The sequence below is a fragment of the Streptomyces sp. NPDC055239 genome, from assembly GCF_053606205.1.
This window is the reverse complement of record NZ_JBSGRD010000012.1, coordinates 298,747-321,621: the sequence shown is the minus strand read 5'-3', so window position 1 is coordinate 321,621 and position 22,875 is coordinate 298,747. Positions and strand designations below refer to the sequence as shown.

Annotated in this window: 23 protein-coding genes; 15 read left to right on the top strand and 8 right to left on the bottom strand. The window is 70.3% G+C overall.

The genetic code is table 11. The annotated features are described in order from the left end of the window. The first annotated feature begins 7 nt into the window (after positions 1–7). The 4 genes from ACWFRJ_RS33260 to ACWFRJ_RS33245 all read left to right on the top strand — a co-directional run bounded on the left by ACWFRJ_RS33260 (position 8) and on the right by ACWFRJ_RS33245 (position 3,626). Positions 8–910, top strand: coding sequence for an ABC transporter ATP-binding protein (locus ACWFRJ_RS33260; RefSeq protein ID WP_453539359.1), 903 nt, complete (start codon positions 8–10; stop codon positions 908–910). After that, positions 907–1,692: an ABC transporter permease gene (locus tag ACWFRJ_RS33255; protein WP_453539356.1), complete on the top strand. Its 786-nt coding sequence runs from the start codon at positions 907–909 to the stop codon at positions 1,690–1,692. Before ACWFRJ_RS33260 ends, ACWFRJ_RS33255 begins: the two co-directional genes overlap by 4 nt. Before the next feature lie 76 nt (positions 1,693–1,768). Continuing rightward, the gene (locus tag ACWFRJ_RS33250; RefSeq protein WP_453539448.1) at positions 1,769–3,004 is read left to right on the top strand and encodes a sensor histidine kinase; all 1,236 of its coding nucleotides are present in this window, start codon (positions 1,769–1,771) and stop codon (positions 3,002–3,004) included. Next, positions 2,997–3,626, top strand: a complete 630-nt coding sequence (locus tag ACWFRJ_RS33245) for a response regulator (RefSeq protein ID WP_453539353.1) — start codon at positions 2,997–2,999, stop codon at positions 3,624–3,626. The genes ACWFRJ_RS33250 and ACWFRJ_RS33245 overlap by 8 nt, the downstream gene beginning before the upstream one ends. A 74-nt stretch (positions 3,627–3,700) precedes the next feature. Here ACWFRJ_RS33245 and ACWFRJ_RS33240 read toward each other — a convergent pair whose 3' ends face one another. The 3 genes from ACWFRJ_RS33240 to glgX all read right to left on the bottom strand — a co-directional run bounded on the left by ACWFRJ_RS33240 (position 3,701) and on the right by glgX (position 8,572). Further along, on the bottom strand, positions 3,701–5,107 hold the full coding sequence (locus tag ACWFRJ_RS33240; protein WP_453539351.1) for a carbohydrate-binding protein: 1,407 nt from the start codon (positions 5,105–5,107) through the stop codon (positions 3,701–3,703). Positions 5,108–5,195: 88 nt separating this feature from the next. Further along, positions 5,196–6,161 (bottom strand): LysR family transcriptional regulator, encoded by a 966-nt coding sequence (locus ACWFRJ_RS33235; protein WP_453539348.1) that lies wholly within the window; start codon positions 6,159–6,161, stop codon positions 5,196–5,198. 74 nt (positions 6,162–6,235) lie between these two features. Next, positions 6,236–8,572, bottom strand: coding sequence for a glycogen debranching protein GlgX (gene glgX, locus ACWFRJ_RS33230; RefSeq protein WP_453539345.1), 2,337 nt, complete (start codon positions 8,570–8,572; stop codon positions 6,236–6,238). Between the two features lie 221 nt (positions 8,573–8,793). On the opposite strand from glgX, the gene ACWFRJ_RS33225 reads away from it, so the two are divergent. From ACWFRJ_RS33225 to ACWFRJ_RS33195, 7 genes are all read left to right on the top strand, one after another. Then, on the top strand, positions 8,794–9,993 hold the full coding sequence (locus ACWFRJ_RS33225; RefSeq protein WP_453539342.1) for an Ig-like domain-containing protein: 1,200 nt from the start codon (positions 8,794–8,796) through the stop codon (positions 9,991–9,993). A gap of 157 nt (positions 9,994–10,150) precedes the next feature. Then, positions 10,151–11,389: a L,D-transpeptidase gene (locus tag ACWFRJ_RS33220; RefSeq protein WP_453539339.1), complete on the top strand. Its 1,239-nt coding sequence runs from the start codon at positions 10,151–10,153 to the stop codon at positions 11,387–11,389. Between the two features lie 69 nt (positions 11,390–11,458). After that, on the top strand, positions 11,459–12,229 hold the full coding sequence (locus ACWFRJ_RS33215) for an enoyl-CoA hydratase/isomerase family protein (RefSeq protein ID WP_453539336.1): 771 nt from the start codon (positions 11,459–11,461) through the stop codon (positions 12,227–12,229). 169 nt (positions 12,230–12,398) lie between these two features. Continuing rightward, a complete protein-coding gene (locus ACWFRJ_RS33210; protein WP_453539333.1) occupies positions 12,399–13,007 on the top strand; it encodes an ATP-binding protein in 609 nt (202 codons plus the stop codon). A 392-nt stretch (positions 13,008–13,399) separates the two neighbouring features. Then, positions 13,400–14,188, top strand: a complete 789-nt coding sequence (locus ACWFRJ_RS33205) for a polysaccharide deacetylase family protein (RefSeq protein WP_453539330.1) — start codon at positions 13,400–13,402, stop codon at positions 14,186–14,188. Then, a complete protein-coding gene (locus ACWFRJ_RS33200) occupies positions 14,188–15,405 on the top strand; it encodes a YncE family protein (protein WP_453539327.1) in 1,218 nt (405 codons plus the stop codon). The genes ACWFRJ_RS33205 and ACWFRJ_RS33200 overlap by 1 nt, the downstream gene beginning before the upstream one ends. An 85-nt stretch (positions 15,406–15,490) precedes the next feature. After that, complete coding sequence (locus tag ACWFRJ_RS33195; protein WP_453539324.1) at positions 15,491–16,042, top strand: glycoside hydrolase family 25 protein; 552 nt, start codon at positions 15,491–15,493, stop codon at positions 16,040–16,042. A gap of 69 nt (positions 16,043–16,111) precedes the next feature. Here the strand turns inward: ACWFRJ_RS33195 and ACWFRJ_RS33190 are convergent, their stop codons facing one another. Then, on the bottom strand, positions 16,112–16,771 hold the full coding sequence (locus tag ACWFRJ_RS33190) for an NADPH-dependent F420 reductase (protein ID WP_453539321.1): 660 nt from the start codon (positions 16,769–16,771) through the stop codon (positions 16,112–16,114). 225 nt (positions 16,772–16,996) lie between these two features. On the opposite strand from ACWFRJ_RS33190, the gene ACWFRJ_RS33185 reads away from it, so the two are divergent. Together ACWFRJ_RS33185 and ACWFRJ_RS33180 are read left to right on the top strand one after the other, a co-directional pair. Beyond that, the gene (locus ACWFRJ_RS33185; RefSeq protein ID WP_453539319.1) at positions 16,997–17,674 is read left to right on the top strand and encodes an RNA polymerase sigma factor; all 678 of its coding nucleotides are present in this window, start codon (positions 16,997–16,999) and stop codon (positions 17,672–17,674) included. After that, positions 17,671–18,801, top strand: a complete 1,131-nt coding sequence (locus ACWFRJ_RS33180) for a CU044_5270 family protein (RefSeq protein WP_453539316.1) — start codon at positions 17,671–17,673, stop codon at positions 18,799–18,801. Before ACWFRJ_RS33185 ends, ACWFRJ_RS33180 begins: the two co-directional genes overlap by 4 nt. Here ACWFRJ_RS33180 and ACWFRJ_RS33175 read toward each other — a convergent pair. Next, on the bottom strand, positions 18,759–19,229 hold the full coding sequence (locus ACWFRJ_RS33175) for an ABA4-like family protein (RefSeq protein ID WP_453539313.1): 471 nt from the start codon (positions 19,227–19,229) through the stop codon (positions 18,759–18,761). The genes ACWFRJ_RS33180 and ACWFRJ_RS33175 overlap by 43 nt on opposite strands. Further along, the gene (locus ACWFRJ_RS33170) at positions 19,226–20,158 is read right to left on the bottom strand and encodes a hypothetical protein (RefSeq protein WP_453539310.1); all 933 of its coding nucleotides are present in this window, start codon (positions 20,156–20,158) and stop codon (positions 19,226–19,228) included. The genes ACWFRJ_RS33175 and ACWFRJ_RS33170 overlap by 4 nt, the downstream gene beginning before the upstream one ends. 210 nt (positions 20,159–20,368) lie before the next feature. On the opposite strand from ACWFRJ_RS33170, the gene ACWFRJ_RS33165 reads away from it, so the two are divergent. Then, complete coding sequence (locus tag ACWFRJ_RS33165; RefSeq protein ID WP_453539307.1) at positions 20,369–21,031, top strand: MerR family transcriptional regulator; 663 nt, start codon at positions 20,369–20,371, stop codon at positions 21,029–21,031. 20 nt (positions 21,032–21,051) lie between these two features. Beyond that, the gene (locus ACWFRJ_RS33160; RefSeq protein WP_453539304.1) at positions 21,052–21,597 is read left to right on the top strand and encodes a GntR family transcriptional regulator; all 546 of its coding nucleotides are present in this window, start codon (positions 21,052–21,054) and stop codon (positions 21,595–21,597) included. Between the two features lie 54 nt (positions 21,598–21,651). Here the strand turns inward: ACWFRJ_RS33160 and ACWFRJ_RS33155 are convergent, their stop codons facing one another. Together ACWFRJ_RS33155 and ACWFRJ_RS33150 are read right to left on the bottom strand one after the other, a co-directional pair. After that, positions 21,652–21,939, bottom strand: a complete 288-nt coding sequence (locus tag ACWFRJ_RS33155) for a hypothetical protein (RefSeq protein WP_453539301.1) — start codon at positions 21,937–21,939, stop codon at positions 21,652–21,654. A 45-nt stretch (positions 21,940–21,984) separates the two neighbouring features. Continuing rightward, complete coding sequence (locus ACWFRJ_RS33150) at positions 21,985–22,680, bottom strand: FadR/GntR family transcriptional regulator (RefSeq protein ID WP_453539445.1); 696 nt, start codon at positions 22,678–22,680, stop codon at positions 21,985–21,987. Positions 22,681–22,875: the final 195 nt, after the last annotated feature.

Below are 22,875 nucleotides of genomic sequence, written 5' to 3'. Positions count from 1 at the left end.
TCGGTACATGCCCATCATCGAAGTGCACGACCTGCGCAAGGCCTACGGCGGACGGACCGTCGTCGACGGTGTGTCCTTCGCCGTCGAGGAGGGTGAGATCTTCGGCGTACTCGGGCCCAACGGCGCGGGCAAGACCACCACCGTGGAGTGCGTCGAGGGCCTGCGCGTCCCCGACGCCGGAACCGTCCGCATCGCCGGGCTCGACCCCGTCGCCGACCACGACCGGGTCACCCGGATCCTCGGCGCCCAGCTCCAGGAGAGCGAGCTGCAGGCGAAGCTCACGGTGCGCGAGGCCCTGGAGCTGTACGCCGCGTTCTACCCGAACCCCGCCGACTGGCACCCCCTCGCCGAACGCCTGCGCCTGACCGACAAGCTGGACAGCCGCTTCGGCAAGCTCTCCGGCGGTCAGAAGCAGCGCCTGTTCATCGCGCTCGCCCTGATCGGCAACCCGAAGATCGTCGTGCTCGACGAGCTGACCACCGGGCTCGACCCGCGCGCCCGCCGCGACACCTGGCAGCTCATCGAGGACGTACGCGACAGCGGTGTCACCGTCCTGCTGGTCACCCACTTCATGGAGGAGGCCCAGCGCCTCTGCGACCGCATCGCGGTCATCGACAAGGGGCGGATCGCCGCGCTCGACAGCCCGGCGGGCCTGATCAGCCGGGCAGCGGGATCCACCGTCATGTCCTTCACGCCGTCCGCACCCCTCGACGAGCGCGAGCTCGCCGCCCTGCCGCTGCTGATCTCCGTCGAGCAGCGCGACGGCCGCTACACCCTCAACGGCACCGACGAGACGGTCAACGCCGCCATCACGCTGCTCGCGAGGCACCACATCACCGCACGCCAACTCCGGGTCTCCGACGCCACGTTGGACGACGCGTTCCTCGACCTGACGGGAGCCTCGGCATGACTGCCACCACCGCCGTCGCCGCACCCCGCGCCGCCGCGAAGAACAAGGCGTCGGCCGCCGTCCTCAAGGCCGAGTTCCGGATCTTCCGCCGCGAGCCGGCCGCCCTCTTCTGGATCATGATGTTCCCCACGATCCTCCTGGTGATCCTCGGCTCCATCCCCTCCTTCCGGGAGACCGACGCATCGCTGGGCGGCATCCGCCTCGTCGACGCCTACGTCCCCGTGACGGTCCTTCTCTCCCTGATCATGGCGGGCGTGCAGGCCATGCCCCCGCTGATCACCGGCTACCGCGAACGCGGCATCCTGCGCCGCATGTCGGCAACCCCGGTCCGCCCCTCCGCCGTGCTCGGCGCGCAGATGGGCATCCACGGAACCGCCGCCCTCGTCTCGGCCCTGCTCTCCCTGACCGTGGGCCGCCTGCTCTTCGACGTGGCCCTGCCGCGCCAGGCCTTCGGCTACGCCCTCGCGCTGCTCCTCGCCATCCTGTGCGGGCTCGCGCTCGGCGCCGTGGTCTCCGCCCTCTCGCGTACGACGAAGGCCGCGACCGCGATCGGCTCCGCCGTCTTCTTCCCGATGATGTTCAGCGCGGGCGTCTGGCTGCCGGTGCAGGCGATGCCGGACGCGCTCGCCCACGTCGTGGAGGTCACCCCGCTCGGCGCCGCCGCCCAGGCACTGGGCGAGGCGGCGGGCGGCGACTGGCCCGGTCTGGCCCACCTCGGCGTCCTTGCGCTGTGGGCCGTGGCCCTCTCGGCGGCGGCCACGCGCTGGTTCCGGTGGGAGTGAGCCGCGCGTGACCTGTCCGGTGGACGACGTGGACGACACTGGAAACGTGAGCACGAGTACGGCGGACGCCACGAAGATGATCGAGCAGCGCTGGGGCATGTTCCACCGCTGGGGGCCCTACGTCCTGCTCGGATTCGGCGTCCTCATGTCGGCCGCCACGAGCGACGTCGTCGGCGTGGGACGCGGCGCGTGGGGTGTGGCAGCGGCCCTGGTCGGCGCGGCGCTCGTCCTCCAGGCGGGGTGGGGCGTGCTGGAACGCTCCCGCCCGGGGCCCTCGCCCGCGAGCACGCTCTACTACGTCCTGCGCTGGGCGATCGCCTTCGTCCTCACCTGGATCAACCCGTTCTTCGCGTTCTACGCCGTCGCCGGCTACTTCGGCGCGGAGCGGCTGCTGCCCCCGCGCCTGGTCAAGCCAGGTCTCTTCGCCACCGCGATCATCATGGCGGGCTCCCAGTCGGGCGGACTTCCGCCGGACGGCGACCTGGGCTGGGCCGTCTTCGGCGGGCTGCTCGCGGTGAACGTCGCGCTGCTCACCGTCTTCGCCCATCTCACGGCGCAGGAGGACCGGCGCGCCCTCGACGCGGCCGCCACCATCGTCGAACTGGAGCGCACCAACGCCGCGCTCCAACAGGCCATGGACGAGAACGCCGCCCTGCACGCCCAGCTCCTCGTCCAGGCGCGGGAAGCGGGAGTCGCCGACGAGCGGCGCAGGCTCGCGGCCGAGATCCACGACACCATCGCGCAGGGCCTGACCGGCATCATCGCCCAGCTCCAGGTCGTCGCGAACGCCGATGACGAGGATCTTGCCCGCGAGCACCTGGGCCGCGCCGCCGATCTCGCCCGGCACAGCCTGGGCGAGGCCCGCCGCTCCGTACACAACCTCTCCCCGACGGCCCTGGAGCACGACGCGCTGCCCGAGGCGCTGAAGAAGACGGTCATGGAGTGGGCCGAACGCACCGGCGTCCGCGCCGACTTCACGGTCACCGGACCCGCCGAGCCCCTGCACGAGGAGATCGAGGCGACGCTCCTGCGCATCGTCCAGGAGGCCCTGTCCAACGCCACCCGGCACGCGGACGCCACCCGCCTCGGCGTCACCCTCTCCTACATGGAGGGGGAGGTCGCCCTCGACGTACGCGACGACGGCCGAGGCTTCGATCCGCTGGCCCTCGTCCAGCGCAACGGCTCGGGCGGCTTCGGCCTCGACGGGATGCGGGCCCGCGCCGAGCGCATCGCGGGCTCGTTCACCGTCGAGTCGGAGCCGGGTAACGGCACCGCGCTCTCGGCTCGCGTACCGTTGGTCCGCCATGGCTGACCTGATCACTCTCCTCATCGTCGACGACCATCCCGTCGTACGGGACGGTCTGCGCGGCATGTTCCGCTCCGACCCCTGCTTCGAGGTGCTCGGCGAGGCGGCCGACGGCGTCGAGGCCGTCGCCCTGGTGGAGCGCCTCGACCCGGACGTCGTCCTGATGGACCTGCGCATGCCGGGCGGGGGAGGCGTGGACGCGATCGCCGAGCTGAGGAAGCGCGGCGCCCGTGCCCGGGTCCTCGTCCTCACGACGTACGACACGGACTCCGACACGCTGCCCGCGATCGAGGCGGGCGCGACGGGCTACCTCCTCAAGGACGCGCCCCGCGACGACCTGTTCACCGCGGTCCGCGCGGCGGCCCAGGGCCGTACGGTCCTCTCCCCGGCCGTAGCGTCCCGGCTCGTCTCACGCGTGCGTGCCCCCGGCAACGAACCGCTGAGCACCCGTGAACGGGAGGTGCTCGCGCTCGTCGCCAAGGGCACGTCGAACCGTGCGATCGCCGCGGAACTCTTCATCAGCGAGGCCACGGTCAAGACGCACCTCACCCACATCTACGGCAAGCTGGGCGTCAACGACCGCGCGGCGGCGGTGGCCACGGCGTACAGCCGGGGGATTCTGGGCTGAGGCTCAGCGCCCCGCAAGGGGCGCGGGGAACTGCGCGCCCAGCCACAGACGGCCCGCAGTCAACAGCCGAGCGACTAGGCGGTCTGCCACAACGCGGGCGTGTTGGGCGGCTCCCAGCCAACCTGCGCCTGGTGCCCCTGGAGGCAGCGGTAAGTGACGCCGCCATAGCTGACGGAGTCACCCGCGGCGTAGACCTTCCCCGCAGCCCAGGTGCCGCCGGGCTCCGGCTCACCGGGACCCGGGTCACCCCCACCCGTGGTCCGAAGCGTCAAGCCATACTGCTGCAGCAGCGGATTGATCGGCTGATGGAACGTCGTCCCGCCGCTGGAGCAGTTGCCGGAGCCGCCGGACGTGACGCCCTGTGCCTGGCTCCCGGAGATGAAGGAGCCACCCGAGTCACCCGGCTCCGCGCAGACCGTCGTCCGCGTCACGCCGCTGATGGTGCCCTCGGGGTAGGTGACACTGGTGTTGTGCTGCTGGATCGTGCCGCAGTGCCACCCCGTAGTGGAGCCGGAACGGCAGATCGACGCACCCACCGGGGACTGCGTGGAGCCCCCGACGCCGACCTGTTGCCCGCCCTGGCCCTTCACGTACGGGGTGGCTGTCCATTGGGAGTTGGCGGCGACCCAGGCCATGTCCCTGCCGGGGAAGATGGACGCCTGGAACGTGCCCTGGGCCACCTGGTTGTAGCCGCTGGTCGCGGTGCCGGCGCGCCCGCAGTGACCCGCCGTGGCGAAGCCCTGCTGCGTGCCCTTGGTGATCGGGAAGCCGATGGAACACCGGCCGCCCATGTAGTACGCCTCACCGCCCACGAGGTCGTACAGCGGGCGCGGCCGTTCCTTGGTCTTCTCGATCTGTACGAGGTCGGCTCGGACGCCCGCGGCCGACACAAGGGACTCAGCCGCGGCGGGTCGCACGGCGCGCACCACGACCGCGTTCGACCGCACGTCGACGTACCAGACAGGAGCGTCGCGCGTAGCCGTCTTCTTCGCGGCACGGTCCAACTTGGCTTTCGCCGCGTCTAGTTGAGCGACGGAGTGCCGTACGACCTTGGCGTGCGCGCCCCGCGCCTCGATCGCGGGGACGTCGGAGGCGTCGGTGGTGGCCACGGTGAGCCGCGCCGACGTGGCGCCCCGCACCCAGGCGCCCGCGAAGTCCCGGCCGACGGCGTTCCGCAGGGCTCCCGCGACGGCGCCGGCCTCGGCCTCGTTGACCAGACGGGCCTGGGCCTGCGCCGACGTGAGGCCGAGGTCCCGCTCCATGGCCTTCAGGACCTCGGGCGATGTCCTGTCGACGGCGGCGGTCTCGGCGGGGGAGGGTAAGGGGGAGGGCGCGGGGGAGACGGACGGATCGGCCTGGGCGTTCGCGGTGCCGGGCAGACCCGCGAGGACCAGGACGCCGGCGGCGGCGAACGCGGCGCATGCCGCCGCGGCCCGTCTGTGGTGGATTCTGGGGCGGATTCCGTGGCGGATGGGGAGCATCGGGCATCTCCTCGGTTGCGGGGTGGGCTTCGAGGGCCGAACGGGGATCGCCCACAACCTATGAGCAGCAACTGCCCTCCAATAGCTGTCAGTTGACCCCTCTGTCCGGCGTTATGGAAGGCGCGGCCAGCCAAGCCGTATAGCTCTCACTGCGCGCCGCCGCCTCCGCGTGCGCCGCGCGGGCCTGCGCGAAGACGGTGGGCGCCGTGTCGTGGGCCGGTGCCGCCGGGTGCCAGCCGAGCAGGTGCCGCCAGTACAGCGGCGCCCCGGAGAGCGGCCGGGTGACCAGGCCCGGCGTCGGCGGGAACGTCGCACGGCACAGCCCCACCGCCCGCCCCACCTGGACCAGATGGACACAGGACGCGACGTCCGTCTCGTACACGGAGGAAGGCGTGAATCCCGCGCGGGCGCACGCCGCGGTGAAGCAGTCAGCGAAGCAGCCGTCGCCCGGTACGTCCGTCCACGCCTCGTCCGCGAGCCTTGCCAGGTCGATCTCCTGGCAGGCGGCCAGTGGATGCTCGGTCGGCAGCATGACGAAGACCGGGTCACGGGCGACCTCCCGCCACACGAGCAGCTCGCTCTCCGGCGGCGGGCTCGCCCCGCACGTCCCCACAAGGGCGAAGTCGAGGCGCCCGTCGGCCGTGCGGGACGCGATCTCCCGCTCCGACCACGAGGTGTGGGTCGTCACCCGGGCCCCCGGGTGCGCGGCGGCGAGGCGGTCCACCAGGGCGCCGAGCAGCGGCCCGTGCGTCGCGCCGAGCCGGAACCCCGTGCCACCCGCCCAGTCCCGGCCGAACCGCAGCGCCTCCTCCCGCAGCCCGCTGACCGCGGGCAGTACGACCCGGGCGCGGGCGAGCACGAACTCCCCGAGCGCGGTGGCCCGCACCCCGTGCCGCCCCCGCTCGAAGAGCTCCCCGCCCAAGGCGCGCTCGATCCGCTTCAACTGTGCGCTCAGGGCGGGCTGCGCGAGCCCGAGCGCGGTGGCGGCCTTGGTCAGGCTGCCCGCGTCGGCGATCGCCCGGATCGTCTTGAGGTGCCGCAACTCCAGGTCCATGGGCCGAGCTTGACCCGTGTCAGGGAGCGCGGCAATGGTCAGGTTCAGACCAATGTGGCCCGGCGTCCCCGGCGTCAGACACCCCCGCCCCGCACGTCGTCCCGCACCCGCAACAACAGCACCGACCGCGCCGCCATCGTGACCGCCGTGTCCGCGCGCAGCTCGGCGCCGGGCGCGTCCCCCTGCTCCTCCAAGGAGGTGTCCACCACCACCTCGTACGCCCGTGCCCACGGCGCCCCCGGCAGCATGAAGCTCCCCGCACGGTCCGCCGCGTGGAGGATCGCGAGGAAGCTGTCGTCGACGACCGGCGCGCCCCGGGCGTCCCGCCCCGGGATGTCGCGCCCCGACAGATACATGCCGAGCGTCGCGGCAGGCGCGTACCAGTCGCCCTCCGTCATCTCCGTCCCGCGCGCCGTGAACCACGCCAGGTCCCGAAGGCCGTCCGCCGAATGCGCACGGCCGGAGAAGAACGCCCGCCGCCGCAGCACCGGATGCCGGTGGCGAAGGGCGATCAAGCGGGACGTCAGATCACACAGCGCCGCCCACCCCGGCTCGTCGAGCAGCCCCCAGTCCAGCCAGCTGACCTCGTTGTCCTGGCAGTACGCGTTGTTGCTGCCTCCCTGCGTACGCCCCATCTCGTCCCCCGCGACGAGCATCGGCACCCCCGTCGAGAGCAGCAGCGTCGTCAGGAGATTGCGCAGCTGTCGCCGCCGCAGCTCCGCCACCCGCGCATCCGCCGTCTCGCCCTCCGCGCCGCAGTTCCAGGACCGGTTGTCGTTGGTGCCGTCCCTGTTCCCCTCGCCGTTGGCCTCGTTGTGCTTGCGCTCGTAACTCACCAGGTCCCGCAGCGTGAACCCGTCGTGCGCCGTCACGAAGTTCACCGACGCGTACGGACGCCGCCCGCCCCACGCGTACAGGTCGCTCGACCCGGACAGGCGGTAGCCCAGATCCCGCACGTCGGGCAGCGCGCCCCGCCAGAAATCCCGTACCGCGTCGCGGTAGTGGTCGTTCCACTCCGTCCACAGGGGAGGGAAGGCCCCCACCTGGTAGCCGCCCGACCCCACGTCCCACGGCTCGGCGATCAGCTTCACGCGCCGAAGGACCGGATCCTGCGCGATCACCGCGAGGAAGGGCGAGAGCATGTCGACGTCGTGGAACGAGCGTGCGAGCGCCGCCGCCAGATCGAAGCGGAAGCCGTCCACGCCCATCTCGGTCACCCAGTAGCGCAGGGAGTCCGTGATCAGGCGAAGGACGTGCGGCTGCACCACCTGGAGCGTGTTCCCGCAACCCGTGTAGTCCGCGTAACGACGGGCGTCGTTCTGCTGCAGCCGGTAGTAGCCGCGATTGTCGATGCCCTTGAGCGAGAACATCGGGCCGAGCTCGCCCGCCTCCGCCGTGTGGTTGTAGACCACGTCCAGGATCACCTCGATCCCGGCCTCGTGCAGCGCCCGCACCATCCGCTTGAACTCGCCGACCTGCTCGCCCCTGGTCCCCGAGGCCGCGTACGCCGCGTGCGGTGCGAAGTAGCCGATCGAGTTGTAGCCCCAGTAGTTCGTCAGGCCCCGTCTCAGTAAATGATCCTCGTGCGCGAACTGGTGCACGGGAAGCAGTTCCACCGCCGTCACACCGAGCCGCAGGAGATGCTCGATCGCCGCCGGATGCGCCAGGCCCGCGTACGTGCCCCGCAGCTCCTGAGGAATCCCCGGGTGGAGCTTCGTGAAGCCGCGTACATGGACCTCGTAGATGACCGAGTCCGCCCACGGCGTCTTCGGGCGCCGGTCGTCCGCCCACTCGTCGTCCGGGGCGTCGTCGTGCACGACCACGCCCTTGGGGACGTACGCGGCCGAGTCCCGGTCGTCCCGCACCGTGTCGGCCACATGCTGCTGGGGCCAGTCCCGCACGTGTCCGTACACCTCGGGCGGCAGGCCGTACGTGGCGAAGTCGCCGTCCACCGCACGCGCGTACGGATCCAGGAGGAGCTTCGCCGGGTTCCAGCGGGCGCCCGTCCACGGGTCCCAGCGGCCGTGCACGCGGTAGCCGTAGCGCTGCCCCGGCAGGACGCCCGGCACGAAGCCGTGCCAGATCTCGTGCGTCAGCTCGGTCAGCTGCGCGCGCGTCTCCACGCCCTCGTCGTCGAAGAGACAGAGCTCCACGGCCTGGGCGCCCCCCGCCCACAGCGCGAAGTTGGTGCCCGCGACCCCGTCGGGCCCCACCCTGAACCGTGCGCCGAGCGGCGTCGGAGCCCCCGGCCACACCGGCATGCCGGGCGCGCCCGAAGTGTCCCGGGGCGTGGCGCGCGCCTTCGCCGACGTGTCCTTCACGGCGGCTGCCCTGCCGTTCACCGCGGTCGCGCCCGTCCCGCGCCGCCCACCCTCATCCTGGAGTGCTTCCTGTTCGGCTGCGCTGGACACCCATTCGCCTCCTGCGGCTCGACCCCTGTCGCGTCCCGGCGGCAGGGGCGTACCAGACCGGACGGCGCGCGAGGACCCGCGGGCCCGTGCCGTCCTCCCCACTGTTCTGCCCAGCGTGTGCGTCGCACTCACGTTTCCCCAGGAGGGGGACGGTCGTTGGGACGGGCGTGAGACAGGTAGCGAGGCGCGCACGGCGCGCAGGGGCCGCGCTGGCCGCCGTAATGACATGGGCAGGACTGCTCGCGGGAGCCGCGGGGTGCAGCGGTGACGGCGGTGGCATCGACCAGCTGATGGGCAAGCCGCGGTCGCCCGCCGACGCGATCCGGGTGACACCCGACGACGGCAGCAAGGGAGTCAAGGGCGACGAACAGCTCAAGGTCGAGGTCCCCGACGGACGCCTCGAATCGGTGAAGGCGGTCCGCGTGCAGGACGCGCGGGAGGCTCCGGTGCCAGGGCGCATCGCCGAGGACGGCATGACCTGGAAGCCGCTGGACGGGGGCGATCTGGCGCTCGGCGCCAAGTACACGGTGGACGCCGTCGCCCTCGACGGCCACGGCCGCCGCTCGGCCCGGCACACGACGTTCACGACGTACGTCCCCGACGAGCGGTTCACCGCCTATGTGACACCGGAGAACCGCGCCACGGTCGGCACCGGCATGATCGTCTCCCTGGAGTTCAACCGGGAGGTCGAGAACCGCGAGGCCGTCCAGCGCGCCGTCAGCGTCACCGCGGACCCGGAGGTCGACGTACGGCCGCACTGGTTCGGCAACGGCCGCCTGGACTTCCGCCCCCAGAAGTACTGGAAGCCCGGCACGAAGGTCACCGTCGGCCTGCACCTGCGCGACGTCGAGGCCGCCCCCGGCGCCTACGGCCTCCAGGACAAGAGCTTCTCCTTCACGGTCGGCCGCAGCCAGACCTCCCTGGTCGACGCCGCCGCGCACACCATGGAAGTACGCCGCGACGGCGAGGTCATCTCCACCGTCCCGATCACCGCGGGCGCCCCGAAGTCCACGACGTACAACGGGAAAATGGTGGTCACGGAGATGCTGGAGGTGACCAGGATGAACAGCCGCACCGTCGGCTTCGGCGGGGAGTACAACATCCCCGACGTCCCGCACGCGATGCGCCTGACGACGTCCGGCACCTTCCTGCACGGCAACTACTGGTCGCCCAACGCCCCTGGCAACACAAATGTCAGCCACGGCTGTGTGGGCCTGCGCGATGTGAAGGGCGGCAGCTCACAGACCCCGGCGGGGTGGTTCTTCGACCGCAGTCTGATTGGTGATGTGGTGGAAGTTGTCAATAGTGATGACAAGAAAGTCGCTCCTGACAACGGGCTCGGTGGCTGGAACATGGAGTGGAAGGACTGGACGGCACCGCCCGGCTCCAAGCCGGAAGCCAAGCCCACGGACCAGGACTGAGGCAGCGCCCGCGCCCCATGCGCAGTTGGGACTGAACAGTGACATTGGCGGGGAGTCATCGGTCAGGACCGTGTGGTTATCTAGCGCTGGCGCGTGTCTGTGCGCGCAGATGCACTGGGGTGCGGGCCTGACCAGGCCGTGCGAGGGGAGACACATCTTGAACGGGCGACCGATATCGGGGACGTCGGTTGGTGCGCGGGGGCGCGCGCGGCGACGGGGCACCAAGGGCCTCTTTGCGGTGGCATCGGGTGCGGCGCTGCTGTTGGTCACGGCATGCGGCGGGGGAGGCGGCTCGGACTCCGGCGACGGCAAGGGCAAGGCCGACAAGAACGCGCCGTCGGCGGCGGTGGTGACCATAGCTCCGAAGGACGGCGCCGACGCGGTGGCCACCAACGGGGCACTGAAGATAGCGGCCGACAAGGGCAAGCTGACTGACGTCAAGGTCGAGGACAGCAAGGGCAATCCGGTCCCGGGGAAGATAACCTCGGGCGGTGCCGCGTGGACGCCCGCGCACCATCTCGCGGCCTCCACGAAGTACAAGGTCCACGCGACGGCCAAGGACTCCGACGGACGCGAGTCCGCCAAGGACACGTCGTTCACGACACTGACCCCGAAGAACACCTTCGTGGGGCAGTTCACGCCGGAGGACGGCTCGAAGGTCGGCGTCGGAATGCCGTTCTCGGTCCACTTCACGCGGGGCATCACCGACCCGAAGGCCGTGGAGAAGGCCATCGAGGTCAAGACCGAGCCGTCCGTGCCGGTCGAGGGGCACTGGTTCGACAACGACCGCATCGACTTCCGTCCCGAGAAGTACTGGAAGGCGGGCACGAAGGTCACCGTCAAGCTCAACCTCGACGGCGTCGAGGGCCGGCCCGGGGTCTACGGCAAGCAGGCCAAGACCCTGAAGTTCGAGATCGGCCGCAGCCAGGTCTCCACCGTCGACGCCAAGTCGCACCAGATGAAGGTCGTCAGGGACGGCGAGCAGATCAAGAAGATCCCGATCACCGCGGGCGCACCCGGCACGACGACGTACAACGGCCAGATGGTCATCAGCGAGAAGCTCAAGGTCACGCGCATGAACGGCGAGACCGTCGGCTTCGGCGGCGAGTACGACATCAAGGACGTCCCGAACGCGATGCGCCTGTCCACATCGGGCACGTTCATCCACGGCAACTACTGGTCGGGCGGCGCCTTCGGCAACACGAACGCCAGCCACGGCTGCATAGGCCTGAGCGACGTGCGCGGCGGCTACAGCAAGAAGACGTCCGCCGGATGGTTCTTCGAGAACTCCCTCATCGGGGACCTCGTGGTCGTGAAGAACTCCGCGGACAAGACGATCCAGCCCGAGAACGGCTTCAACGGCTGGAACATGTCCTGGGACAAGTGGAAGGCCTGAGCCTTCGGATGCGGCCTGATCACCCGGCCGCATGTTGATGTCATGCGGGGCACGGCTAACGTGCCCCGCATGACATCTGTGCATCTCGAAGTCGCCGAAGGCGTGGGCACGATCCGCCTCGACCGCCCCCCGATGAACGCGCTCGACATCGCCCTCCAGGACCGGCTCAAAGAGCTGGCCGAAGAGGCGACACGGCGCGACGACGTACGCGCCGTGGTCATCTACGGCGGCGAGAAGGTGTTCGCGGCGGGCGCGGACATCAAGGAGATGCAGGCCATGGACCACGCGGCGATGGTCGTGCGGTCCAAGGCGCTGCAGGACTCCTTCACCGCGGTCGCCCGCATCCCCAAGCCCGTCGTCGCCGCCGTCACCGGCTACGCGCTCGGCGGCGGCTGCGAGCTGGCGCTCTGCGCCGACTTCCGCATCGCCGCCGACAACGCCAAGCTCGGCCAGCCGGAGATCCAGCTCGGCCTGATCCCCGGCGCGGGCGGCACCCAGCGTCTGCCCCGTCTCATCGGCCCGTCCAAGGCCAAGGACCTCATCTTCACCGGGCGCATGGTCAAGGCCGAGGAGGCGCTCACCATCGGCCTGGTGGACCGCGTCGTGCCCGCCGCCGAGGTGTACGAGCAGGCGCACCAGTGGGCCGCACGCCTGGCGCAGGGGCCCGCGCTCGCGCTGCGCGCCGCCAAGGAGTCGGTGGACGCGGGCCTGGAGACGGACATCGACACCGGGCTCGCGATCGAGCGCACCTGGTTCGCGGGTCTGTTCGCCACCGAGGACCGGGAGCGTGGCATGCGCAGCTTCGTCGAGGAGGGCCCGGGCAAGGCGAAATTCCTCTGAAGTTCCGCCGCGAAGCGATCAGTTGAGGGCACGTCAGCCAAAGTGTCCCCCGAAGGAGCGGTTTATGCGTAGCTTAAGAGAACCTTAAGCCTGCCCCGGTCGAGGCCCTAAGTGATCACCCGTAAGCGGGTAGTCATCGCAGGTCAGAAGGGGTGCGGCAGGGCCCTATTTGCCAATGGCATATGCCTACATGACCCCCCGGAACGGATGGTTCCGGGGGGCTTATTCCGTCGGAACGGCCCCAGAACGCCTTCTGTGCGGCCATGATGGGGGCATGGCGGGGCTGGAGGGTATCGAACAGCCGCGGCGACACGGGAGTGCGACCGCGGCGCGCTGGTCGCCGGCGGTCGAGGACGAACACGCGCTGAAGGCGCTGGAGTTGTTCGGTAATCCGACGGACGCGGAGGTTCCGCTGCCGTCGCGCCCGGAGTCCGCCGCCATCGCGCGCCGGCTCGCGCAGGTCGTGGTGCTCCGGCACTGGGGGCTCTCGCCGAAGCTGACCGAGGACGCGGTGCTCCTCACCTCCGAGCTCGTCGGCAACGCCGTGCGGCACACCGGCGCCCGCGTCTTCGGGCTGCGGATGATGCGGCGGCGCGGCTGGATCAGGGTCGAGGTGCGCGACCCCTCGCGCGGCCTTCCCTGCCTGATGCCCGTCAACGAACTCGACCTCAGTGGCCGCGGCCTCTTCCTGGTCGACAAGCTCTCCGACCGGTGGGGCGTGGACCTGCTGCCGCGCGGCAAGACGACGTGGTTCGAGATGCGGGTCGCGGACCGCTGAGGCGTGGGTCGCTGAGACGCGAAAGCCCCCGGTCGCCGTTTGGGTCTACGGCACTGCGGGGGCTTGGCGGAGCGCCACGGACAAAGGGGTGTGGTCCGCGGCGCTGATGACGACCGAGCCCGGGTCAATGGGGGTCGTGGCTTCGACTATGGCAGACGGGCCCCGCCGATCCAAAAGTACATAACCGGTCACAACGTATCGAACTGTGACGCTTGAGAAGTGAATCCTTGGTGAGCTGGGACACCTGCCTGGTAAACACTGGCTAAGTTCTGGCTGTGACAGGTGTTCCGTAAGGGGCGACGAGGTGTCTGATTCACCTCGGCCGCCCGACCCGCAGCCCCCATCCGCACGCAATCAGCGGCTTTTGACCGCTTTTACCATTAAATGGTCGGGTGATCGAGACTGACCGCCGCGGAGCCCTGCGTGCGGGCGCCGGACTGGCCGTCGCGGGCGCGCTCACCGCAGGCTGCTCCGCCTCCGGATCCGCCGCCCCCGCAGCGCACCAGGCCGCACCCGCCGCCCGCCACCCCGCCCGAAAAAAAGCACCCCGCCCCGCCCCCGCACCCCGCCGCTTCCCCGGCCTCCCCGACCAGATCGCGCACAGCCCCCGCGGCCGCCCCCAGGTCGCCCTCACCTTCCACGGCCAGGGCGACCCGGCCACCGCGCGATCCCTGCTCTCCATCGCCGAGAAGGCGGGCGCCGGAATCACCGTCCTCGCCGTCGGCAGCTGGCTCGACGAACACCCCGAGCTCGCCCGCCGCATCCTCGACGGCGGCCACGACCTCGGCAACCACACCCACCACCACGTCACGATCAACGAACTGCCCGAGGCCGACGCCTACGCGGAGATCACCGGCTGCGCCGACCGACTGCGCCGCCTCACCGGCTCCATCGGCACCTGGTTCCGCCCCTCGCGCGCCGAGACCGCGACGCCCCTCGTGGCCCGCCTCGCCCACCGCGCGGGCTACCCGCACGTGCTCTCGTACGACGTCGACTCCCTCGACTTCACCTCGCCGGGCGCCCCGGCCGTCACCCGCAAGATCGCCTCAGAGGTGCGCGCGGGCTCCGTCGTGAGCCTGCACTTCGGGTACGCGGACACGGTCGCCGCGCTCCCCGCCGTCCTGGAAGACCTCGACCGCCGCGGCCTGCGCGCGGTGACGACCACGGAGTTGCTGACCTGATGACCCTGCACCTGAAGCTCACCCGGCGCACCGGAGCGGTCATCGCCGCCGGAGCCGTCGTCGCCGCCGCGCTCGCCGGCTGCGGCAGCGGCAGCGGCAGCGGCGACGACGCACGAGAGAACGAAGCCCTCGGCACCAAGGGCGTCCAGAAACCCGCCGGAGCCACACCCGAACCCAAGGCCGCGCCCGGCCTCCCGGGCATGCCGCCCCTCCTCGACAAGAAGGACGTCTACGCGGCGGACCGCCCCAACAGGCTCTCCCCGGTGGTCGAGGATTTCCCCTCCCGGATCTACGTCCCCAACACCACCTCCAACACGGTCTCGGTCATCGACCCCAAGAAGTACGAAGTGATCGACACGATCAAAGTCGGGGTCCAGCCCCAGCACGTCGTCCCCTCCTGGGACATGAAGACGCTCTGGGTCAACAACAACCGCGGCCACACGCTCACCCCCATCGACCCCAAGACGGGCAAGGCGGGCAAGCCGGTCGACGTCCACGACCCGTACAACCTCTACTTCACGCCCAACGGCAAGTACGCCGTCGTGATGGCCTCGATGGACCGGGAGCTCGTCTTCCGCGACGCGCACACCATGAAGGAGGTCAAGACCGAACCGGTCAGCTGCTACGGCGTCAACCACGCCGACTTCTCCGCGGACGGGCGCTACTTCATCGTCTCCTGCGAGTTCTCCGGCGAACTCCTCAAGGTGGACACGGAGAAGATGAAGGTCGTCGCCCAGCAGAAGCTGCCCTTCAAGGGCGCCATGCCGCAGGACGTGAAGATCTCGCCCGACGGCAAGACCTTCTACGTCGCCGACATGATGGCCGACGGCATGTGGGTCCTGAGCGGCGACAAGTTCGACAAGCCGAAGCTCCTGCACACCGGCAAGGGCACGCACGGCCTGTACGTCAGCAGGGACTCGCGCGAGATGTACGTGTCCAACCGGGGCGAAGGCACCATCTCCGTCTTCGACTTCCCCAAGAACAGACTCACCAAGAAGTGGAAGCTCCCCCAGGGCGGCAGCCCCGACATGGGCGGAGTGTCGGCGGACGGCAACACCCTCTGGCTGTCGGGCCGTTACGACTCCGAGGTGTACGCCATCGACACCCGCACCGGAGTCCAGATCGCCCGCATCCCCGTCGGCGGCGGCCCGCACGGCCTCGCGGTGTATCCGCAGCCCGGCCGCTACTCGCTGGGGCACACGGGGATCTTCCGCTGAGCTGTTCAACGGTTGACCACAGCGGCCACCGGGCACCAGAAGGGTAGCTCCCCTGCCCTACCCTCTGCCGCTCAGGAGGCCGCCCGTGCTCAAAGGCATCGACGTCAGCTCGCACCAGACCAACTTCGAAACGGACGGCCGCTCTTTCGTCATCATAAAGTCGACGGAGGGCCGTTCGTACGTGAATCCGAAGCTGACCGCACAGACGAAGCGGGCCCGGGACGGCGGCTGCGTGGTCGGCTTCTACCACTTCCTGTGGCCGGGGAACATCAAGGCACAGGCGGAGTACTTCGTCAGCAAGTCCCCTGAGAAATCAGGGGACTTGCTCGCTGCGGATTGGGAGTGGACGGGAGACCGCACGCGGGCGAGCAACGCCGAGAAGGACAGCTTCATCCGCGAGGTGAAGAGGCTGCGGCCCGACCACCGAGTCGTCTTGTATTGCAATCGGGATTTCTGGCTCAACCACGACACCACGTCCTACGCGGGCGACGCCCTCTGGATCGCCGACTACGTCACGGCGGGCAAGCCCCGCATCAAGGCGAAGTGGCTGATCCATCAGCACACGTCGTCGCCGATAGACAAGAACGTCGCTGACTTCGACAACGAGGACGCGCTGCGGGAGTGGGCCAAGCCGTAGCCGTAGCCGAAGCTGTAGCCGTCACGCGGCGCGTCCCGTGATCTCTGCCGGTCAGACGCGTCAGACGTGTCAGGCGCGCCAGTCCGGTGTGCGCTCCTGGGAGGCCGAGTCCAGTGCCTTGCGGACCGTTTCCGCGTCCGCCGCGAGGCCGTACACCGGAGTGCCCGGCTGCTGGCGCCACGACTCGTCCTGGCCGCCCGTGTCGACGGTGTCGAAGCCGAGCTCGTCGATGAGGGCGCGTACGACCTTCTTGGCGTCCTCGTCGTCGCCGGAAACCGGAAGGGCGACGCGGCCGGGTGTGCCCTTGGGCTGGGGCTTGTCGAGGATGTCGTGGGCGTACGTGCCGTTGAAGGCCTTGATCACCGGGTGGCCGATCTGGCGCTCGGTCCAGCGGCTCTCGGTCAGGCCCTCCTCGATCTCGGCGATCTTCCCGTCGCGCTGCTGCGGGTAGTAGTTGCCGGTGTCGATGACGGCGAAGCCGTCGGCCGCGCCGTCGAGGAAGCCGGACGGCAGGTTCGGTACGGCCTTGAGAGGGATCGTCACGACGACGACCTTGGCGCCGCGTACGGCGTCCTCGATCGTCGCGGGCGTGGCGCCGGTCTCCTTGGCGAGGTCGGTGAGGGTGTGCGGGCCACGGGAGTTCGCGACGGAGACGTCGTGGCCGACAGCCGTGAGGCGCCGGGTGAGGTTGCCGCCGATGTTGCCCGCGCCGATGATGCCGATCTTCATGACTCGCCCTTCCGGGGGTGGATTCGGTGGTGCCGTAGCGGAGCCAACCTCCGGAACCGGTGAGGTATTCCGGCTGAGCCGATCGGCCACCCCCAGAGTTCCACCACGATCTCGCCGAGGTGAGGATTGGACTCCGTCAGCCTGTGCGCGTCCTTGGCGGGGGTGCGACGACGGGTGTGACGAGGGGCACAGGAACTCGGTGTGGGGTGCGGAGAGATACGTGGTGTGAGGCGTACTGAACTGGGAGACGGCATCCATGCACGGATCCGGGCAGGTGAGAGGGAGGCGTTCGGTGAGTTGTACGAGGCGTACGCGCGGACGGTCTACAACCACGCCCTGCGGCTGACCGGCGACTGGTCGACCGCCGAGGAGGTCATGTCCGAGACCTTCCTCGCGGCCTGGCGCACCCGGGACCGGCTTGAACCGGACCGTGGTTCGCTCAAGCCGTGGCTGCTCGGCATCGCGACGCACAAGGCGCAGAACGCCAACCGGGGTCTGCGACGACGGCTCGCCTTTCTCTCCCGTCAGCCGCCCCCGCCCGAGGTGGCCGACTTCGCCGAGGAGTCGGCGGGGCGGATGGACGACGCGCGGCGGCTCGCGGCGGTGCACGGCGCGCTGCGTCGGCTGCGCCGTCCGGAGCGGGAGGTGCTCGTCCTGTGCGTGTGGTCCGGGCTCGACTACGCGCAGGCGGCCGAGGCGCTGGGCATTCCGGTCGGCACGGTGCGGTCACGGCTCTCGAGGGCGCGTGCGCGACTGCGGCGGCTCAGCGAGGACGGGCCGGATGCGACGAATGTTATGGATGCGAAGAAAGTGAAGAACGTGAAGGAACCGCTTCGTGGTCGCGGAGAGGTAGAGAGTGAGGCCGCGTTCGCGGCCCTGCCCCTGCGGGAGGAATTCCGATGAACGCCGCCACCCCGTCCCCGGGAGAGGCCGAGGCCGCTGAACTGGCCCGCCTGCTCCCGGAGTCGGACGAAGACGAATGGCAGCTTCCGCCGGGGCGTCACCTTCACCACAAGGACGTCCTGATGCACCAGATCGACCACGACACGGACCAGAGCACTGACCGCGTACAGCAGGCCCCCGCCCCGGCATCCTCTCGCCGCAGGCTGCTGCGTCCCGCGATCCTCATGCCGGCCGCCGCCGCGCTCGCGACGGCCGGGATCCTGATTGCCGCGCTTCCCTCCGACGACGCCGACGGTGTCCGTGACATGGGCGCAGGCAAGGGCGCCACCGGCAGTGCGGCCGTCACCCTCGACCGGATCGCGAACGCCTCCCTGAAGGCCGATACCCCGCGAGTGAAGGCCAGCCAGTTCGTCTACCTGCGCAGCCTGGTCCAGGGCAACGAGGGCGAGTTCAACGGCAAGGTGAAGCTCGGCGCTCCGTACAAGCAGCAGAGGTGGATGTCGCAGGACCCCGCCCCCGTCACCAACGTCGGCATGATCCGTGAGAGCGGGAAGGGGGCGTCGATGCCCGGCCAGGACGTCCCCATCGAGACGTCCGTCGTGGACGGTTCCGATGACTCGGGAGCCATCCCTGAGGGGCCGGACCGGCCCACGTACAACTGGCTCGCCTCGCTGCCCACCGACCCCGACGCCCTGTTGAAGAAGCTGTACGCCGAGACGAAGGTGGCCGACGAGCGGGAGACGAAGGCGCAGGCCGTCTTCGACAGGATCGGCGATCTGCTCAGCGGGACGGTCATGCCGCCAAAGAACGCCGCCGCGTTCTACAAGGCCGTGGCCAAGCTCCCCGGGGTGACCGAGGTGCCCGACGCGGTGGACGCGGCGGGCCGCCACGGAATCGGCATCACCCTTGACGAGTCGTCGTACGCGACGCGCAGCGAATGGATCTTCGACAAGAAGTCCTTCGAGTACCTCGGCTCGCGTGGCTACATGACCAAGAACCACAAGCCGGGCGGCAAGCCGGGCAAGGCGGGCAACCCCGAGGTCCTCTCCGGAAGCGAGGCGGTCCTGGAGCGTGCGGTCGTCGATCAGAAGGGCATGGAGCCCGAAACCGCCGGCGAGCGCGGCTGAGCACGGTTCGAGCGCCCGGCCCGCACGGCCCGCAGCAGCAGGAAGAGCAGCAGCCCGAAGGGCGAGAGGAGGATCGTGAGGACCAGGAGCGGTCCCATCACCAGCGGATGGACGCCGATGCGCCGGGCCTCGCGATACATCCACTGTCCGATGAGCAGGTCCCAGGCGATGACCTGCGCCCAGACGGCGCCCGCCCCGTTCGCGAGGACGAGCAGTTCGCGGAATCCGTCGATGTCCGGGCGGCTTACGGCGGCCCAGAGTTCGGGGAAGACGGGCAGTGCCATCGCGGTGTAGACGGCGAGGATCGGTAGGACGGTGAGGGGTGAGGCGGCGATGCGGGCCGTCGTCCGCCACCCCGGCGCGAAGATCATGAGCAGCCAGACCGGGGCTGCCAGGTAGAAGGAGAGCTCGAAGAGGAATCCGGTCATGACACGAGCTCCTTTTGGTCGTAGTCCTCGTTGCTGCTGTATGCCTGAACTGGTCGCTCACTGGAGCCAGTTGAGGCACGCAAGGCTCCGTACGCGCCCACGGCGGTGGCGCCGACGATCAGCCCGGCCGCCGTCACCGTCGCGCCGTCCGGGTGGATGAGCGGCTGGCCGCGCAGGGCCTGCCAGGTGACCAGGGTGAAGGCAGCCGCGTACGCGCCCGAGGCGATGAGCACGAGCCGCAGCCGCACCCGTTCGTCGGTCAGGTGGCCGAAGCGGGGGCGAGCGGCGAGCGCCGTCAGCGCCATGAGGAGCAGTGGGAGCAACTGCAGGGCGTGCATGCCGACGAAGTGCGGGATCCGCAGATCACCGCCGGTGGTCGACCAGCCGGTCAGCGGCATGCCGGGCCCGCCGTCCGGTACGCCGACACTGTGGGCGCCGACGATGGGCGAGGAGCCCCGCCGCTGACCGGGCGCGGGCTGGGTCATCAGAAATCCGGTGGCGGCCCCGGCGAGCGCGATGACGATCCCGCAGCGCATCGCCCAGGCGGACGCGCGGTCGGCGATCCGGGCGCGCACCAGCAGGATCGCGACGAGCAGGGTGCCGAGCCACAGGACGACGACGGTGACGGCCATCGCGTTGAACACGGCTTCGTCGAACGGGGTCTGATGGTTGAAGTGGCTGCGCTTGCCCCGCACCACCTGTCCGGTGATGAGCACCATCTCGGCGAGGCTCGACACTGCGACGATCGTCCCCGCCCACCAGCCGGCCCGCCGGTGGCGGTCGAGCAGCGAGAGCATCCAGGCGAGCGAGAGTGCGTACGCGACGAACGAGACCGAGAACTTGAACGGTTTGAACCAGATCCGTGAGCCTGTCAGAACCCGGTCGTCGACGACGAGGCCGATGCCGGACACGACGGCCAGGACCGCCATGGAGGCGGAGAACGCTAAGAGTGGCCGGTGCCATGAACGCCATGAAGACATAGAAATCCCCCAGCAGGAGCAGTTATGGATAGTGGCGCTTGCCGCTATCCGATAGCGCCACTATCTATGATGAGGGTCGGGAGTGGCAAGGGAACAGCCGGTGGCAGAGTGGTGCGCGCGGGAGCGCGAACAGCGAAAGTGCAGGAGAGTGGGCAGGCCGTGCGTATTGGCGAGTTGAGCCGCAGGACCGGCGTGCCGGTGCCGACGATCAAGTACTACGTCCGTGAAGGGCTGCTGCCGCCGGGCGAGTTGAGCAGCCCGAACCAGGCGCACTACGACGAGACCCACGAGCGCAGGCTGCGTCTCATCCGCGCGCTGCTCGATGTGGGCGGCCTGAAGGTGGCCGCCATCGCGGAGGTGCTCGGCGCGGTCGACGACCCCGAACGCCCGCTGCACAAGGTGCTCGGCGCCGCCGCGGACCGGCTCGGTTCGGCGGGGGAGGTGGACGACGACGCCGAGGCGGAGGCTGCGAACACGGCGGTCGGGGAACTGATCGCGCGCCGCGGCTGGCAGACCCACGAGTCGAACCCGGCCGCCGCCGATCTGTCACGGGCCCTCGCCGCCATGGGCCGCGTCGGCCACGGCGCGTTCACGGAACTGCTCGACGAGTACGCCGACGCCGCCGAACTGGTCGCCCGCGCCGACCTCGGCTACGTGAGCCGACGGGCGTCGGTCGAGGACCTGGTGGAGAGCGTGGTGATCGGCACCGTGCTGGGGGAGGCGGTGTTCAACGCGATGCGGCGCTTGGCGCATGTGGATGCGTCGGCGCGGTTCTACGGGGTTGGCGGGGTGGGGCGTGAGGGTGAGGCGGGCCAGGGGTGACCGGAATGCGGGAGGACGCCATGAGTGACAGCGGTGACTGGACGAGCACCTCGATGCCGTACCTGGCGCCACCCGGTAAGGGGAGCCCCGACGTCTGGGGAGTCGAGGCCGCGGCTCAGGGGCGCAAAGGGACCCAGCGCATCGTGCACGCCGGTGAGGCTCCTGCCCCACCCGAGGTGGCCGAACTGTTCTCGGTGCTCGAGGGCGAGCCCGTGATCGTACGCCGTCGAGTGATCCAACTGGACGGCGAACCCTGCGAGTTGACCGACACGTACTACCCCACCCGCATCGCCCGGGGCACCCGCCTTGCGGGCACGGCGAAGATCCCCGGCGGCGCCGTCACGCTGCTTGCCGAGCTCGGGCACATCGGCGTGCGGGTCCGTGAGGATGTCACCGCAGGCGTGCCGAGTGCCGAGGAGCAAGAGGCCCTGCGGCTGGAGCCGGACGAGCCGGTACTCCGGCTGGCCCGGGTCACCCTGGACGGCCGGAACCTCGCGATCCAGGTCGACCTGATGACCATGCCCGCCCACCGCGGGCGCCTGCGCTACGAGACCAGGATCGGCTGATCACGCCCCGCAACGACACCGCCGCACTCGACCGGCCCTCAAGTCGGACCAAGCTCAGCCGAGACCCCGATGCGCGGCCCACAACGCCCCGGCGCGGCTCGCGGCGTCGGCGATCAGGGCCGCCAGCTCGGGCCTGTCGGGGACGGGGAACGAGACGTATGCGCCCCGGCCCCCGGCGACCGGCCTGCCGTAGGCCTTTGTGGCGAGGTGCCCGTCCGGGAGGAGACGGACGTTGAGTGTGGAGAGGGTGAACTCCTCACCGCGCCGAGTGTCCGTCCAGCGGAGCTCCTGGGGGATCGTGACATTGATGGCCAGGGCGCTCACTTCCAAGTCGCTGCTCATGGACAGACGATCTCACGCGAGCCGTCGCGGGCGGCCGTCGCCGGCCTAGTCGCGGTTCAGCAACTGCCCGAGCGTGTCCTGGAGTTCGGCCTGTGCCACCCGCGCCGCCCCCTCCGCGTCCCTCGCCTCGACGGCCCGTACGAGCGCGGCGTGGACGGCGTCCCCGTGGTTCGGGTCCTTCGTGCGTACGTCGACGAGGTCGAGGAGGCTGATCAGGCCCTCCCGCAGTACGGGGGCGAACTCCGCGAAGAGGTCCGTCAGTACGGGGTTGCGAGCCGCCGCCACGACCGCCGCGTGCAGGGCGATGTCGGCGTCGACGAAGGCCGCGTCGCTCCCCGAAGCCGCGGCCCTGCGGCCTTCGAGCGCGGCGCGCATCGCCGTGATGTCCTCGTCGGTGCGCCGCAGTGCGGCAAGGCGCGCGGCCTGCACCTCCACCAGCATCCGCACCTCGTACACGTCCGACACCGCCGCCCGCCGCAGCCGCGTCGGCCAGTCCGCGACCGGCTGCGTCGCGATGACGAAGACACCTGCGCCCTGGCGTGGCTGTACGAGCCCCGCACCGGCGAGCGCGCGCAGGGCCTCACGGACCGTGGAGCGGCCGATGCCGAGTTCCTTGGCCAGGGTCGTCTCGCCGGGGAGCTTGCTGCCGATGGGCCAGTGGCCGCCGGAGATCTGCTCGCGCAGGCGCTCGGTGGCCTGTTCGACCAGGGGGCTGGGACGCAGGGAGCCGAGCGGCGGCATCCGGGGACCTTTCAAGGGGGGAGGGGAGTGGGGGAGCGCCAGGCGGCGGCCCACTTGTCTGAGGAGTACTTGTCTGAGGAGCTGAGGTGTGGCTAGTGTAGCGCTGTGATCTTCTGCGGTCTCCTCCTTCTCGGCTGCCGCGGCGGGGCCTGAAGCGACCGGCACCCCGCCGCGGGGTGCCGTGCTGCCGGTCGG